The sequence below is a fragment of the Micromonospora sp. DT227 genome, from assembly GCF_049841835.1.
Classification (GTDB): domain Bacteria; phylum Actinomycetota; class Actinomycetes; order Mycobacteriales; family Micromonosporaceae; genus Micromonospora.
Window position 1 is genome coordinate 1 of sequence record NZ_JBNCLA010000006.1, and the last position, 17,933, is coordinate 17,933.

Here is a 17,933-nt window from a genome sequence, read left to right on the forward strand (position 1 = left end):
AGGCGTTGCCGGCCGGTGGCGGGATGCTGGCGGTCGCCGCCCCCGAGGCCGAGGTGGCCGCGTCGATCGCGGACCACCCGGAGGTCGGGATCGCGGCGGTCAACGGACCGACGGCGGTCGTGGTGTCGGGACCGCTCGACGCGCTCGACGCGCTCACGCGCCACTGGCAGGAGCGCGGCGTACGCACCCGGCGGCTGACCGTCAGCCACGCGTTCCACAGCCCGCTGATGGAACCCATGCTGGCCGAGTTCCGCTCGGTCCTCGACGGGTTGACGTTCGCCGCGCCGCTGCTGCCGGTCGTGTCCAACGTGACAGGCGCGCTGGCGGCGGGCGACGACCTGCGCACGCCGGACTACTGGGTGCGGCACGTGCGGGAGGCGGTGCGGTTCGCCGACGGCGTGACCGCGCTGCGCGACGCCGGAACGGACACGTTCCTGGAGATCGGCCCGCGCAGTGTGCTCACCGCGCTGATCCCCGACCAGACCGACGGCGTACGGGCGGTCGCCGCCCACCGCCACGACCGCGACGAGCGGGACGCGCTGCTGGCCGCGCTTGCCGAACTGCACGTGCACGGGGTGCCCGTCGACTGGACGCCCTGGTTCGCCGGCACCGGCGCGACCCGCGTCGACCTGCCCACGTACGCGTTCCAACGGCAACGGTTCTGGCCCGACACGCCCGCCCGGACCGACGGGCCGGACGCCGAGTTCTGGGCCGCCGTCGAGCACGGCGACCCGGCCGCGCTCGCCGCGCACCTCGGCGACGACACCGCCGCCGACGCGCTCAGCGCCGCGCTGCCGGTCCTGGCCGACTGGCGTCGGGCGCGGACCCGGGGCACCGGCTCGGCGTACCGGATCGGGTGGGAGCCGGTGCGCCCCGCCGCCGCGTCCGGACTGACCGGCCGGTGGCTGGTCACCACCGTCGGCGGCGGCGCCGACGCGGGCGTCGCGAAGACGCTCGCCGCGGCCGGCGCCCAGGTGGACACGCTCACCGTCCCCGCCGGCATCGACCGGCCCGAGCTGGGGGAGCGGCTGCGGCGGCTCAGCGACCAGGGCTGGACCGGCGTGCTCTGCGTCCTGCCCCGCCAGGACCGGCCGACCCCCGACCAGCCGGCCGTCCCGACCGGCACCGCCGCGCTGCTCACGCTCGTCCAGGCGCTCACCGACACCGGCCTGCCCGGCCGGGTGTGGGCGCTCAGCCGGGCCGCGCTGCCCGTGACCCCCGGTGACCGGGGTGGCGACGTCCGCGCCGCAGCCGCCTGGGGCCTCGGCCGGGTCGTGGCGCTGGAACGGCCCGACCGGTGGGGCGGCCTGATCGACCTGCCCGGCCGCGCCGACCGCACCACCCGCGCCGCGCTCGTCGCGGTGCTCGCCGACGGCGGCCACGACCAGGTGGCCGTACGCCGCACCGGCGTCCTCGCCCGACGCCTCCTCCCGGCGGCGCCACCGGCCGGCGGCGGCTGGCAGCCGCGCGGCACCGTGCTGGTCACCGGCGGCACCGGCGCACTCGGCCGGCACGTCGCCCGATGGCTGCTGGCCAACGGCGCCGACGAGGTGGTGCTGGCCTCCCGGCGCGGCCCGGACGCCCCGGGCGCCGCCGACCTGGCCGCCACGCTCGGCGCGGTACGGGTGGTCGCCTGCGACGTCAGCGACCCGGTCGCCGTCACCGACCTGGTCGACGACCTGCCGGAACTGACCGCCGTCGTGCACACCGCCGGCGTCGCCGGCGACCCCGCCGCCGTGACCGACCTGACCACCGACGCCCTGGCCGGCACCCTGTCCGGCAAGGCGCTCGGCGCGATCCACCTGGACGCCGCCTGCCAGGGCCGCGACCTGGACGCGTTCGTGGTGTTCTCCTCCGTCGCCGGCGTGTGGGGCGGCGGCGGGCAGGCCGGCTACGCCGCCGGCAACGCCCTGCTCGACGCGCTGGTCGCGGCCCGCCGCGCCGCCGGCCGGCCGGCCACCGCGCTCGCCTACGGGCCGTGGGCCGCCGACGGCATGGCCGCCGGCGAGACCGCGGACGGGCTGCGCCGGCGCGGACTCGACCCGCTGCCGCCCGCCGCCGCCGTCGCCGCGCTGGGCCGCTGGGTCAACGCCGCCGAGCCGGCCCCGGTGATCGCCGGCGTGGACTGGTCCCGGTTCGTCGCCGCGTACACCGCGGCGCGGCCCAGCCACCTGTTCGACCGGGTCGCCCCGGCCGTCGCCGTCGACCGGACGCAGCCGGAAACCGCCGACGGCGGCCTCCGCGCCCGGCTGGCCACGCTGCCGGCCGCCGGGCAGGAGACGCTCCTGCTCGACCTGGTACGCGCCGAGGCCGCCGCGGTGCTCGGGCACACCTCCACCGACCAGGTGCCCGCCGGTCGGGCGTTCCGCGAACTCGGCTTCGACTCGCTGGCCGCCGTGCAACTGCGCGACCGGCTGGGCCGGGCCACCGGCGCCACGCTGCCCTCGACAGTGGTCTTCGACCACCCGTCGGCGGCCGAGCTGGCGCGCTTCCTGCGTACCGAGATGGTGGCCGGCGCGGACGCCCCGGCCGAGGCCGCCCGGGTGATCCGGCCGGCCGCCGACGAACCGATCGCCATCGTCTCGATGGCCTGCCGCTTCCCCGGCGGGGTGTCCTCCCCGCAGGAACTGTGGCGGCTGCTCGCCGACGGCGGGGACGCGGTCACGCCGATGCCCACCGACCGGGGCTGGGACCTCGACGGGCTGTTCGACAGCGACCCGGAACGCGTCGGCACCAGCTACACCCGCAGCGGCGGCTTCCTGGCCGACGTGGCCGGCTTCGACGCCGCGTTCTTCGGCATCAACCCGCGCGAGGCGCTCGCCATGGACCCGCAGCAGCGGCTGCTGCTGCACACCACCTGGGAGGCGTTCGAGCACGCCGGCCTGGACCCGCAGCGGGTACGCGGCTCCGCCACCGGCGTGTTCATGGGCACCAACGGGCAGGACTACGCCACGTTGCTGCTCGGCGCCCGGTCCGAGGTGGAGGGCTACCAGGCCACCGGCAACGGCGCGTCAGTGGTCTCCGGCCGGCTGGCGTACGCGTTCGGCCTGCACGGACCCGCCGTCACCGTCGACACGGCCTGCTCGTCGTCGCTGGTGGCGCTGCACCTGGCCGCGCAGGCGCTGCGCTCCGGCGAGTGCGACCTGGCCCTGGCCGGCGGCGTCACCGTGATGTCCACGCCCGGCGCGTTCCTGGAGTTCTCCCGGCAGCGTGGGCTCGCCGAGGACGGCCGGGTCAAGGCGTTCGCCGCCGCCGCGGACGGCACCGGCTGGGGCGAGGGCGTCGGCGTGCTGCTGCTGCAACGTCTCTCCGACGCCGAACGCGACGGCCGGCGGATCCTCGCCGTGGTCCGCGGCAGCGCGGTCAACCAGGACGGCGCGTCCAACGGACTGACCGCCCCGAACGGGCCGGCCCAGCAGCGCGTCATCCGGGCCGCCCTGGCCAACGCCGGTCTGGCCCCGGCCGACATCGACGCGATCGAGGCGCACGGCACCGGCACCACGCTCGGCGACCCGATCGAGGCGCAGGCGCTCGCCGCCGCGTACGGGCCGGGCCGGCCGGCCGACCGGCCGCTCTGGCTCGGCTCGGTCAAGTCGAACCTGGGCCACACCCAGGCCGCCGCCGGCGCGGCCAGCCTGATCAAGATGGTGCTGGCGCTGCGCCACGCGACGCTCCCGGCCACGCTGCACGTCGACGCGCCCACCCCGCACGTGGACTGGGCGTCCGGCCCGCTGGCGCTGCTCACCGAGGCCCGCCCGTGGACGCCCGGTGACGCGCCGCGCCGGGCCGGCGTCTCGTCGTTCGGCATCAGCGGCACCAACGCCCACGTGATCCTGGAGGAGGCGCCGACCACCGGCGCCGCCGACGGCACGGAACCGGTCGACGACCGCCCCGCCACCGTGGCGGCGGGCCACGCCACCGGCGACACCGGGCCGGAGCGGGTGGACGTGGCGCTGCCGTGGCCGGTCAGCGCCGCGACCAGCGCCGGCCTGCGGGACCAGGCCGACCGGCTGGCCCGGCGGCTCGCCGACCCGACCGACCCGCTGGTCGCGGCCCACCCGGGCACGACCGCGTGGGCGCTGGTGGAGGGCCGGGCGCACCTGGCCCACCGGGCCGTCGTGGTCGCCGCCGACCCGGCGACCCGGCTGGCCGCGCTGACCGCGCTCGCCGCCGGCGACACCCACCCGGCGCTCGTCCCGGCCGCGCCCGCACGGACCGGCCGGACCGCGATCCTCTTCTCCGGGCAGGGCGCGCAACGCGCCGGCACGGGCCGGGAGCTGTACGCGGCGTTCCCGGAGTTCGCCGCCGCGCTGGACGAGGTGTGCGCGCACCTCGACCCGCTGCTGCCGCAGCCGCTCAAGCCGGTGCTGTTCGACGCCGGTGACCTGCTGGACCAGACCCGGTTCACCCAGGCCGGCCTGTTCGCCGTCGAGGTGGCGCTGTTCCGCCTCGTCGAGTCGTTCGGGATCGTGCCGGACGCCGTCGGTGGCCACTCGGTCGGCGAGATCGTCGCCGCCCACGTGGCGGGTGTGCTGTCCCTGACCGACGCGTGCACGCTCGTCGCCGCGCGCGGCCGGCTCATGCAGGCGCTGCCGGCCGGCGGCGGGATGCTGGCGGTCGCCGCCCCCGAGGCCGAGGTGGCCGCGTCGGTCGCCGGGCACCCGGAGGTCGGGATCGCGGCGGTCAACGGCCCGTCGTCGGTGGTGGTGTCCGGCCCGACCGACGCGCTGGACGAGATCGAGCGCGCCTGGCGGGACCGGGGTGTCCGCACCCGCCGGCTCACCGTGAGCCACGCGTTCCACAGCCCGCTGATGGCGCCGATGCTGGCCGAGTTCCGGACCGTGCTCGACGGGTTGAGCTTCGCCGCGCCGCTGCTGCCGGTGGTGTCCAACCTGACCGGCGCGCTCGCCGCGGGCGACGACCTGCGGACGCCTGACTACTGGGTACGGCACGTACGCGAGGCGGTCCGGTACGCCGACGGGATCGCCGCGCTGCGGGACACCGGCGTGGACACGTTCCTGGAACTCGGGCCCGCCGCGGTGCTGACCCCGATGAACGCCGACCTGCTGCCCGACGACACCTCCGCGGTCGCCGCGCTGCGCGCCGGCGTACCGGAGGTCACCAGCCTGCTCACCGCGGTCGCCACCGGCTACGCGGCCGGGCGGGACCCGCACTGGCCGGCGTTGCTGACGCCGCTGGCCGGCCCCCGCCCCGCCGCCCGGGACCTGCCCGAGCTGCCCACGTACGCGTTCCAGCCGCAGCGGTACTGGCCCACGCTGACCACCCCGGTCGGCGGCGCGGCGGCGGACGACGGCGAGTTCTGGCGGGCGGTCGGCGACGGCGACCTCGACCGGCTCGGCATCGACACCGGGCAGCCGCTGCGCGACGTGCTGCCACAGCTCGACGCGTGGCGACGCCGGCGCCGCCAGGACGGCGTGCTGGCCGGCTGGCGCTACCGGGTCACCTGGCACCGGCGCCCGTTGACCGGCGGCGAGCCGGGCCGCTGGCTGCTTGTCGCGCCGCCCCGCGAAACCGCCGACACGGTCGCCGACGCGCTGCGGGCCGGCGGCGCCGACGTACGGCTGCTCACCGTCGACCCGGCCACCGTGGACCGGGACGGCCTCGCCGACGCCCTGGCCCGGGCCGAGGCCGACCACCGGCCCACCGCGCTGCTGTCGCTGCTCGCGCTCGACGAGGCCCCGCACCCCGGGCAGGACGCCCTGCCGGCCGGGCTCGCGGCCAACCTGCTGCTGCTCCAGGCGCACGTCGCCCGCGACGGCGGCGCACCGCTGTGGCTCGCCACCGCCGGGGCCGCCGCCACCGACGACGAACCCGCCACCCGGCCGTGGCAGGCCACCACCTGGGGCCTCGGTCTGGCCGCCGCGCTGGAACACCCCCGGCACGTCGGCGGGCTCGTCGACCTGCCCGGCACGGTGACCGCCGACGCCGCCGCCGGGCTGCTGGCCGCGCTGACCAACCGGGAGGGGGAGGACCAGGTCGCGGTGCGCGGGTCCGGTCCACTGGTCCGCCGGCTGGTCCGGGCCACCGGCCCGGGCACGGGTACGGGCGGCGGCTGGACGCCGCAGGGCAGCGTCCTGCTCACCGGCGGCGCCGGACCGGTCGCCCGGCACACCACCGCCTGGCTCGACCGGGCCGGCGCGTCGGTGGTGCCGCTGGACGAGACGGCCGGCGGCAAGCTGGCCGACCGGATGGCGCAGCTCGCCGCCGACGGGCGGCCGGTGACCGGGCTGGTGCACGTGCCGGCCGACACCGGCACCGCGCCACTTGTCGACCTCACCCTGGCCGACCTCGCCGCCGACCTGACCGCCACCGTCGGTGACCTGCCCCGGTACGCCGACGAGGTGGAACAGCGCGCGCTCGGCGCGCTGGTGGTCTGCTCGTCCACCTCCGGCGTGTGGGGCTCCGGCGGGCGCTACGGGCAGGCGGCCGGCGACGCGCTGCTGCACGTCCTCGCCGCCGGTTGGCAGCACGCCGGGCTGCCGGTGACGTCGGTGGCGTTCGGGCCCTGGGCGGACGGCCTCACCGACACCGACCTGGCCCACCTGGGCCGCAGCGGTCTGCCCGGCATGGACCCGGAGTTGGCCGTCGCCGCGCTCCGTCAGGCGGTCGTCGACGGTGACCGACTGGTCGTCGCCGACGTGCGGTGGGACCGGTTCGTGCCGGCCGTCGCGGCGGTCCGGGACCGGCCGCTCCTCGCCGACCTGCCCGAGGCCGCCGAGGCGCTGCACGGCCTGCACGCCGAGCAGCCCGCGGACGACGCCGCCGCGGCGGCGCTGCGGGAACGGCTCCGTCCGCTCGGTGACGCGGAACGGGACGCGATCCTGGTCGACCTCGTCGCCGGCCAGGCCGCGGCGGTGCTCGGTCTCCCGGACGCCGCCGACCTCGGCCCCGGCCGGGCGTTCCGCGAGGTCGGATTCGACTCGATGACCGCGGTCGAGCTGCGGAACCGGCTGCGCGCCGCGACCGGGGCCACGCTGCCGGGCAGTGTGGTCTTCGACTATCCGACCCCGCTGGCGCTCGCCCGGCACCTGCGGACGCTGCTGGCGCCCGACGGCGCCGCCGCCACCACCGGCCTGCTCGCCGAACTGGAGAAGGTGGACGACCTGTTCACCGCCGGCACGCCGGACCCGCTGACCCGGCAGAAGCTGCTGGTGCAGATGCAGGCGTTCATCGCCCGCTGGGGCGACGAGCGCGCGGGCACGCCGGAGGCGCCGGTGACCGACACGCTCGACGCGGCCAGCGACGCCGAACTGTTCGATTTCATCCACCGCGAGCTGGGCGGGCCGGGCGGCGAATTCTGAACGAATTCGCGCACCATTGTGGGCGCCCCGGCCCCGCCGGTCGCGGAGGCTTTGCGGACGCCGCCGCGACCGGTCCGGCCGGGTCGGTCGCGGCGGCGTACCGGCCCAGCCTGCGCACCTCGCGGCGGCGTCCCTGCTAGGGGCGACCCTAGGGGCGGGCTAGGGGTTGTGACGCGTCTGGCCAGGCAATTACCTTCCTCACCGTAAGTGAGACCTGGTGGGCGCCGGTCAACGCAATTCGTGATCGCGCCGAACGGTATTGGGTCGCCTGTTGTTCCGGCCCGAAAAGGTGGCGCTGATGGCGACTGAGGACACCCTCCGGGAATATCTGAAATGGATGACCGCCGACCTGCACCAGACGCGGCGGAAGCTCGGCGAGCTGGAGGCCGCGAACCGCGAGCCCATCGCCGTCGTCGGCATCGGCTGCCGGTTCCCCGGCGGGGTGCGCTCCCCGGAGGACCTGTGGCGGTTGGTCGACAGCGGCACCGACGCGGTCTCGGCGTTCCCCACCGACCGTGGCTGGGACCTGGAGCGGCTCATCCACCCGGACCCCGACCACCCCGGCACCTCCTACGTCGGTGAGGGCGGCTTCCTGGACTCGGCCACCGAGTTCGACGCCGGCTTCTTCGGCATCTCACCCCGCGAGGCGCTGGGCATGGACCCGCAGCAGCGGCTGCTGCTGGAGACGTCGTGGGAGGCGTTCGAGCACGCCGGCATCGACCCGGCGACGCTGCGCGGCCACCAGGTCGGCGTGTTCGCCAGCACCACCGGCCAGGACTACGCGGCGCTGCTCCAGACACCCCCGCCCGGCGTCGAGGGGTACGTGCTCACCGGCACCGCCGCCAGCGTCGTCTCCGGCCGCATCTCGTACGTGCTGGGCATCGAGGGACCGGCCGTCTCCGTCGACACCGCGTGTTCGTCGTCGCTTGTCGCGATGCACCTCGCCGGCCAGGCGCTGCGCCAGGGCGAGTGCACGCTCGCGCTCGCCGGTGGCGCCACCGTCATGTCCACCCCGGCCGCGTTCGTCGGGTTCAGCCGCCAGCGCGGGCTGGCCGCCGACGGCCGGGTCAAGGCGTTCGCCGCCGCCGCCGACGGGACCGCCTGGGGCGAGGGCGTCGGCGTGCTGCTGCTGGAGCGGCTCTCCGACGCCCGCCGCAACGGCCATCCCGTCCTCGCCGTGATCCGGGGCAGCGCGGTCAACCAGGACGGCGCGTCCAACGGGCTCACCGCCCCCAACGGCCCGTCCCAGCAGCGGGTGGTGCTCCAGGCGCTGGCCAGCGCCCGGCTCGCCCCGGAGCAGGTCGACGCCGTGGAGGCGCACGGCACCGGCACCAACCTCGGTGACCCGATCGAGGCCACCGCGCTGCTCGCCACGTACGGGCAGGGCCGGCCGGCCGACCGGCCGCTGCGGCTCGGGTCGGTGAAGTCGAACATCGGCCACACCCAGGCCGCCGCCGGCGTCGCCGGTGTGATCAAGATGGTCATGGCGCTGCGGCACGACCGGCTGCCGGCCACGCTGCACGTGGACGCGCCCACCCCGCACGTCGACTGGTCCGCCGGCGCGGTGTCGCTGCTGAGCGAGCCGCTGCCCTGGCCGCCGGGGGAGCAGCCCCGCCGGGCCGGTGTCTCCTCGTTCGGGATGAGCGGCACCAACGCCCACGTGATCGTCGAGGAGGCCCCACCGCCGCCGGCACCGGCCACCGCCACCCCGGCGACCCCGGACCCCGAGCCCGCCGCCGCCACGCCGCACGCCGCCGCCACCTCCACGGACGTCGCACTGGTGACCGGCCCCGCGCCGGTGGTGGCCGCCGGCCTGGTGCCGGTGCTGCTCTCCGCGCGCGACGCCGCCGGACTGGCCGCCCAGGCCGCCCGCTGGGCCGACTGGCTCGCCACCGACGACGCCCCCGTCACCGACATCGGCTGGTCGTCGGTCACCACCCGGGGCGCGCTCGACCACCGGGCCGTGGTCCTCGCGCCGGACCGCGACGCGCTGCGCGACGCGCTGCGTGCCCTGGCCGCCGGTGACACCGCGTCCGGCCTGGTCACCGGCACCGGCCCGCGCGGCGGGCAGGTGGCGTTCCTGTTCAGCGGGCAGGGCGCGCAGCGCGCCGGGATGGGCCGGGAACTGGCCGCCGCGTTCCCCGCCTACGCCGACGCGCTCACCGAGGTCTGCCGCGAACTCGACAGGCACCTGCCCCGCCCGCTCGGGCCGATCCTCGCCGCCGAACCCGGCACCGCCGACGCCGCGCTGCTCGACCGGACCGAGTACACCCAGGCCGCGCTCTTCGCCGTCGAGGTGGCGCTGTGCCGGCTGCTGGACTCCTGGGGCGTACGGCCGGACCTGCTCGCCGGCCACTCCATCGGCGAGGTGGTCGCCGCGCACGTGGCCGGCGTGTTCAGCCTCGCCGACGCCGCCACGCTGGTCGCCGCGCGCGGCCGGCTCATGCAGGAGCTGCCGGCCGGCGGCGCGATGCTCTCCGTGGCCGCCGCGCCCGCCGACGTCGAGGCGCTCCTCACCGACCTCGACGGGCCGATCGGCGTCGCCGCCGTCAACGGACCCGCCGCCGTCGTGGTCTCCGGCGCCGCCGACGCGATCGCCGACGTCGAGCGCCGCGCCGCCACCCAGGGCGTACGCACCAAGCGCCTCACCGTCAGCCACGCGTTCCACAGCCCGCTGATGGAGCCGATGCTCGCCGCGTTCGCCGCCGTGGTCGAACGGCTGGAGCGGCACGCGCCGACGCTGCCGATCGTGTCCAACCTGACCGGCGAGCCGGTCGACCCGGACGAGATCCGCACCCCCGCGTACTGGGTGCGGCACGTCCGGGAGACGGTCCGCTTCGCCGACGGCGTGACCCGGCTGCGCGCGCTCGGCGCCGGCACGTTCCTGGAGGTCGGGCCGAGCGGCGTGCTGACCGCGCTGACCCGGGAGCTGACCGGCCCGGACGCCACCGCCGTGGCGCTGCTGCGCCGCGACCGCCCGGAACCGGAGGCACTGCTCACCGCGCTCGCCGAACTGCACGTCGCCGGCGTCCCGGTCGGCTGGCGGGCGCTGTTCGCCGGGACCGACCCGCACCGGGTCCGGCTGCCCGGGTACGCGTTCCACCGCCAGCGGTTCTGGCCCGAGCCACCGGCCGCCGCGCCCGCCGTCGAGGAAAGCGGCGCGGACGCCGAGTTCTGGGCCGCCGTGGAACGCGCCGACGTCGACGCGCTGCGCGACCAGCTCGGCGCCGCCGCCGGCCCCGACCCGGTGGAGACGCTGCGACCCGCGCTGCCGGTGCTCTCCGCCTGGCGTCGCGGCCGGCACGACCGGTCCGTGGTGGACGGCTGGTCGTACCAGGTGCGGTGGCAACCGGTAGCGGTCGCCGAGGGGGACCGGCCGACGGGCCGCTGGCTGGTGCTGCTGCCCGCGGACGCCCGGGAGCGCGAGGAGAGCAGCGCAGCGGAGCCCCGCAGTCGCGACCAGAAGGGCGGCACCGCTCCCGGCTGGGCCGACGACCTGCCCGCGCTCGTCGACGACGCGACAGTGCTGCGCCTCGGCGCCGACGACCTGGACCGCCCGGCGCTCGCCGCCCGGCTGCGCGCCGCGCTCGGTGACGCGCCGGTGGCCGGCGTGCTGCACCTGGTCGCCGGCCAGGACCGGCTGCTGCCCGAGCACCCCGGCGTCAGCGTCGCCGCCGCCACCACGCTGGTGCTGCTCCAGGCGCTGACCGACCTCGACCTTCCCGCGCCCGTCTGGTGCCTGACCAGCGGCGCGGTCAAGGCCGGACCCGCCGATCGGCTCACCGACCCGGTGCAGAACCTGGTCTGGGGCCTCGGCCGGGCCGCCGCCGTGGAACAGCCGCACCGGTGGGGCGGCCTGATCGACCTGCCGGCCACGCCCGACGACGCGGTCCGCCGCCGCCTCGCCGCCGTGCTCGCCGGCGGCAGCGGCGAGGACCAGGTCGCGGTCCGCGCCGGTGGCGTCTGGGGCCGGCGGCTCGTCCCCGCCCCCGCGCCGGAGCAGCCGACCGGCGACCGCTGGACCGACGCGACCGTCCTGGTCACCGGCGGCACCGGCGCGCTCGGCGGACACGTCACCCGCTGGCTGCTGGAGCGCGGCGCCCGGCGGGTCGTGCTGGCCGGCCGGCGCGGCGCCGACACCCCCGGCCTGGCCCCGCTGCTCGCCGAGCACGGCGCCGACGGCCGGGTCACCGCCGCCGCCTGCGACATGACCGACCGTACGGCGGTCGCCGCGCTGCTCGACTCGCTGCCCGACCTGACCGCGGTGGTGCACGCCGCCGGCACCGACCAGCTCACCCCGCTGACCGGCACCACGCTCGACGAGTTCGCGCACGTCGTCGCCGGCAAGGTGCTCGGCGCGCTGCACCTCGACGAGTGCCTCGCTGACCGGCCGCTGGCCGCGTTCCTGCTCTTCTCCTCCGTCTCCGGCACCTGGGGCAGCGCCGGCCAGTGCGCGTACGGCGCGGGCAACTCGCTACTCGACGCGCTCGCCGTGCACCGCCGCGACCGAGGGCTCACCGCCACCGCCGTCGCGTGGACCGCGTGGGGCGGCGCCGACGGCATGGCCGCGAAGAACACCGCCACCGAGCAGCTGCACCGGATGGGCCTGCCCACCATCGACCCGGCGCGGGCCCTGGTGGCGCTGGACCGGGCGCTGGACCGGCCCACCGCCGGCGTCACGGTCGCCGACGTCGACTGGAGCCGCTTCCACCCGGCGTTCACGCTCACCCGGCCCAGCCCGCTGCTGTCCGACCTGCCGCAGGTCCGCGCGTTGGCCGAGGCCGAGGCGGCCCGGGACGCCGCCGCACCGGCCGGCGTCACCGAGGCGCTGCGCCACCTGGCCGGCCGGCCCGAGGCCGAGCAGGAGCGGGAGCTGCTGCGGCTGGTCGACGAGCAGACCGCCCGGGTCCTCGGCCACGCCACCGCCGACGACCTGCGCGGCCGACCGTTCAAGGACCTCGGCTTCGACTCGCTGACCGCGGTGGACCTGCGGACCCGGCTGAACGAGGCCACCGGCCTGCGGCTGCCGTCCACGCTGGTCTTCGACCATCCCACCCCGGCCGAGCTGGCCCGGCACCTGCGGGTCACCGCGTTCGGCGCGGACGCCACCGCGCCGGCCGCGCCGACCGTCACCGCCGGCACGGACGAGCCGATCGCAGTGGTCGGCATGGCCTGCCGTTACCCGGGCGGCGTGGACGGCCCGGAGGAGCTGTGGCGCCTCGTCGCCGACGGCGTCGACGCGATCGGCGGCTTCCCCACCGACCGGGGCTGGGCGGTGCCGGCGCCGGACAGCGGCTACACGCCGGCCGGCGGGTTCCTGCCCGAGGCGACCGGCTTCGACCCGGCGTTCTTCGGCATCTCGCCCCGCGAGGCGCTCGCCATGGATCCGCAGCAGCGGCTCACCCTGGAGGCCGCCTGGGAGGTGCTGGAACGGGCCGGCGTGGACCCGACCGGCCTGTCCGGCAGCCGTACCGGGGTGTTCGTCGGCGCGTCCACCTCCGGCTACGGCACCGGGCTGACCGAGGTGCCGGAGGGCACCGAGGGCTACCTGATGACCGGTGGGGCGCACAGCGTCATCTCCGGGCGGGTCGCGTACACGCTCGGCCTGGAAGGGCCGGCCGTCACCGTGGACACCGCCTGCTCGTCGTCGCTTGTCGCGCTGCACCTGGCCGGGGAGTCGCTGCGCCGGGGCGAGTGCGACCTGGCGCTGGCCGGCGGCGTCGCCGTGATGGCCACCCCGGACACGTTCGCCGAGTTCTCCCGCCAGGGCGGGCTGGCCGGCGACGGGCGGTGCAAGTCGTTCGCCGCCGCCGCCGACGGCACCGGCTGGTCCGAGGGTGTCGGCATGCTGCTCGTGGAACGGCTCTCCGACGCCCGCCAGCACGGCCACCGGGTGCTCGCGCTGGTCCGCGGCTCGGCCGTCAACTCCGACGGCGCGTCGAACGGGCTGACCGCGCCGAACGGCCCGTCGCAGCAGCGGGTCATCCGGGCGGCGTTGGCGGACGCGGGTCTGTCCACGTCGGACGTGGATGTGGTGGAGGCGCACGGCACCGGCACCACGCTGGGTGACCCGATCGAGGCGCAGGCGCTGCTGGCCACGTACGGGCAGGACCGCGAGCAGCCGCTGCTGCTCGGCTCGATCAAGTCGAACATGGGGCACGCGCAGGCCGCCGCCGGCGTCGCCGGCGTGATCAAGATGATCCTCGCGATGCGCCATGCGACCGTGCCGGCCACGCTGCACGTGGACGAGCCGTCGCCGCACATCGACTGGTCGGCCGGCGCGGTGGACCTCGTCACGTCGGCGCGTCCCTGGCCGGTCGTGGACCGGCCGCGTCGGGCGGCGGTGTCGTCGTTCGGTATCTCCGGCACCAACGCCCACGTGGTCATCGAGGCGCCCGACGCGCACGTGGTCACCGGGCAACCAGACGCGCCCGCGTCGGGGCTGGTCCGGACCGACGCGGTGCTCTGGCCGCTGTCCGCCCGCTCGACCGCCGCACTGACCAGCCAGGCGGAACGCCTCGCCCGGCACGTCCGCGCACACCCGGACCAGCCGCCCGCGGCGGTGGCCTGGTCCCTCGCGACCACCCGCGCCGCGCTCGACCAGCGCGCCGCGATCGTGGGCGCCGACCGCGACGACCTGCTGGCCGGCCTGGACGCCCTCGCCTCCGGTGCGCCGGCGGCGAATGTCGTGACCGGCGCCAGCGTCGATCACGGTCCGGGTCCGGTGTTCGTGTTTCCGGGTCAGGGTGGTCAGTCGGTGCGGATGGTGGCCGGTCTGGTGGGCCGGTGTGCGCCGTTCGACGCGCGGTTGGCGGAGTGTCAGCGGGCGTTCGCGCCGTTCCTGGACGTGGACCTGGTGTCGGTGCTGACCGGTGACGACGACGCCTGGCTCGACCGGGTGGAGATCCTGCAACCGGTCCTGTTCGCGGTGGGTGTGTCTCTCGCGGAGGTGTGGCGGGCTGCCGGGGTTGAGCCGTCGTTGGTGATCGGGCATTCGCAGGGCGAGATGGCCGCCGCCTGTGTGGCCGGGGTGTTGTCGCTCGACGACGCGGCGAAGGCCGTCATTCTGCGGGCGCGGTCGCTGGCCACTCTCGCGGGTTCCGGCGGGATGTTGGCGGTGGATCTGCCCGCCGATGAGGTGGAGGCGCGGATCGAGGGCGTGCCCGGCACGGTGGTGGCGGTGCTCAACGGTCCCGGTCACGTGGTGGTGTCCGGGCCGCCCGAGACTCTTGCCGAGTTGCGCCAGCGGTGGCAGGCCGAGGGGGTGCGGGCGAAGCCGGTGCCGTTCAACTACGCCTCGCACAACCCGGGCGTGGAGCAGATCCGCGAGCGGATGCTGACCGACCTGGCCGGCCTGTCGCCGCAGCCGGGTCAGGTCCGGATGGTGTCGACGGTGACCGGGGACTGGGCCGTTCCGGAGAGCATGGACGGCGGCTACTGGTACACGAACCTGCGGCAGCCGGTGCGCTTCGAGCAGGCGGTACGCACCGCGCTCGCCGCCGGGCACACCACGTTCGTGGAAGTGTCGGCGCATCCGGTGTTGACCATGCCGGTGACGGCGATCCTCGACGAGGCCGACACCACCGGCCACACCCTGTCCACCCTGCGCCGTGGTGACGACGACCCGACCCGGCTGCTGACCAGCCTGGCCACCGCCCACACCGTCGGCCTGCCCGTCGACCTGAGCGCCGTCCTCACCCGAACCGACACCGTCGACCTGCCCACCTACCCGTTCGCGCGGGACCGGTACTGGCTGGCGCGCGGCGGCTCCGGACCGGTCGGGCTGCCCGCCGCCGGCCTCGACGCGGTCGACCACCCGCTGCTGCACGCCGTGGCCGACCTGCCCGGCGACGAGGGCCTGCTGTTCACCGGCCGGCTCACCCTGGCCACCCACCCCTGGCTGGCCGACCACGCCGTGCTCGGCACCGTCCTGCTCCCCGGCACCGCAGTGGTCGAGCTGGCGTCCTGGAGCGGACGCGCCGTCGACACCGCCCACGTCACCGAACTGGTCCTGGAAGCGCCGCTCGTCGTCCCGCCCACCGGCGGCGTCGACCTGCGGGTCCGCGTCGGCGCCGTCGACGACGACGGCTGCCGGCCGGTCACCATCCACTCCCACCTCGACGACGACACCCCGGGCGCCGGCCGCACCTGGCAGCGGCACGCCACCGGCCTGCTCGCCCCCACCCGCCCGGTCACCGTCGCCGCCGGCGGTGCCTGGCCGCCCGCCGACGCCGAACCGATCCCCCTCGACGCGCTCTACCCGCACCTCACCACGCAGGGCTACGGCTACGGCCCGACGTTCCAGGCGCTGCGCGCCGCCTGGCGCAGCGGCGACGACCTCCTCGCCGAGGTGGCACTCGACACCGACGCCCCCGCCGACCCGTTCACGCTGCACCCGGCGCTGCTAGACGCCGCGCTGCACACCATCGGCGCCGACGCGCTGCACCGCGCCACCACGACCGCGCCGGCCGGAGACGCCGCGACCACGCCGACCGCGGCGCCCGGGTTGCCGTTCTCCTGGACCGGGCTCGCGATCCAGCCCACCCGGGCCCGGGAACTGCGGGTCCGGCTCACCCCCACCGACGGCGCGGTCGCCGCCACCGTCACCGACACCGGCGGCGTGCCGGTCGCCTCCCTCGACGCGCTCGTGCTGCGCCCGATCAGCGCCGACCAGCTCGACACCGCCCGCCGCGCGGCCGCCCGGTCCCTGCACCGCCTCGACTGGATCAGCCCCGAACCGGGCGACCGCCGGCCGTCCCGCCTCGCCGTGCTCGGCGACGCCGACGAGTGGCCCGGCGTCGAGGCGTACCCGGACCTGGACGGGCTGGTCGCGGCCGTGACCGGCGGCGCGGCCCGGCCCGACGCGGTCGTCGCCACCGTCACCGGGCAGCGCGCCGACGAACCCGACCCGGCCCGTGCCGCGCACCTGCTCACCCACGAGACGCTGGCGCTGGCGCAGGACTGGCTCACCCGCGAACCGCTCGCCGACATCCCGCTGGTCGTGGTCACCCGCAACGCGGTCCGCGCCGAGTCCGGCGACCGCCCGACCGACCTGCCGGCCGCCGCCGCGTGGGGCCTGATCCGCTCCGCGCAGTCCGAGAACCCGGGCCGGTTCGTGCTGCTCGACCTCGACGACGACCCCCGTTCCCCGGTGGCGCTGCCGGCCGCGCTCGGCACCGGCGAACCGCAGCTCGCGCTGCGCGCCGGCCAGATCCGGGTACCCCGGCTGGTTCGCCTCGGCCCGCCGCCGGAGCGGCCCGAACCGGAGCTGTCCGCCGGCACCGTGCTGGTCACCGGCGCCACCGGCGCGCTCGGCCGCCTCGTCGCCCGGCACCTGGTCACCCGGCACGGCGTGCCGCGCCTGCTGCTGGCCAGCCGCAGCGGCCCGGACGCGCCCGGCGCGGCCGACCTGGTCGCCGAGCTGACCGCGCTCGGCGCCGCCGCGCAGGTCGTCGCCGTCGACGTCAGCGACCGGGACGCGCTCGCCGTGCTGCTCGACGAGATCCCCGCCGACCGGCCGCTGGTCGGCGTGGTGCACGCCGCCGGCATCCTCGACGACGGCGTGCTGCCCGCGCTCACGCCGGCCCGGTTCGACACCGTCCTCACGCCCAAGGTGGACGCCGCCTGGCACCTGCACGAGCTGACCGAGAAGCTGGACCTCGCCGCGTTCGTGCTGTTCTCCTCCTCCGCCGGCCTGTTCGGCGGGCCCGGCCAGGCCAACCACGCTGCCGCGAACGCCTTCCTCGACGGGCTCGCCCACCACCGCCGGGCGCGCGGCCTCGCCGTCACGTCCATGGCCTGGGGGCCGTGGGCCAACCCGGCCGAGCCCGGCGGCCCGCAGGGCCACGTCGACGAGCAGCGGATGAGCCGGGCCGGCTTCCGGCCGCTCGGCCCGGACGAGGGCATGGCGCTGTTCAGCGAGGGACTGCGCCACGACGAACCGGCGATCGCACCGGTCAGCCTGGACCACGCGGTGCTCGGCCGGCTCGGCCCGGCGCTGCCCCGGCTGCTGCACGGCCTGGTCCGTACCACCGCCGGCGCCGGACCGGCCGCGGCCCCGGCCGGCGACGCGGCGGCGGCGCTGCGCGACACGCTCGCGGCCACCGCCGAGGCGGACCGCGACCGGGTGCTCTCCGACCTGGTCCGTACGCACGCGGCGGCGGTGCTCGGCTACGCCTCGATCCGCGACGTGGACGAGGAGAAGGGCTTCGTCGAGCTGGGCTTCGACTCGCTGACCGCGGTCGAGTTCCGCAACCGGCTCAGCGCCGCCACCGGGCTGCGTCTGCCGTCCACGCTGATCTACGACCGGCCCACCACCGCCGCGATGGTCACGCACCTGCGCGGCGCGCTGCTCGCCGAGCGGAGCACCTCCGCGCTGACCGTGCTCGGCGAGCTGAACAAGCTGGAGACCGCGATGCGTGCCATCGCCGACGACGACACCGACCGCGCCGCCGTCGCCGTCCGGCTGCGCGAACTGCTGTCGCTCTGGACGTACGCCGACGGCGGCGCCGACGACCCCGCCGCGGGTGACGGCAACCTCAGCTCCGCCAGCGCCGAGGAACTGTTCCACCTCCTCGACGACGAACTCGGAACCGCCTGAGATGCCCCGGA

General features: G+C 77.0%; 2 protein-coding genes. Both read left to right on the plus strand.

The genetic code is table 11. The features are described 5' to 3' along the window. A partial coding sequence (locus ACLQ2W_RS21050; RefSeq protein ID WP_425787885.1) for an SDR family oxidoreductase occupies positions 1-7,322 on the plus strand: 7,322 nt, incomplete at its 5' end. A 298-nt stretch (positions 7,323-7,620) separates the two neighbouring features. Further along, complete coding sequence (locus ACLQ2W_RS21055) at positions 7,621-17,922, plus strand: type I polyketide synthase (protein ID WP_425787886.1); 10,302 nt, start codon at positions 7,621-7,623, stop codon at positions 17,920-17,922. Positions 17,923-17,933: the final 11 nt, after the last annotated feature.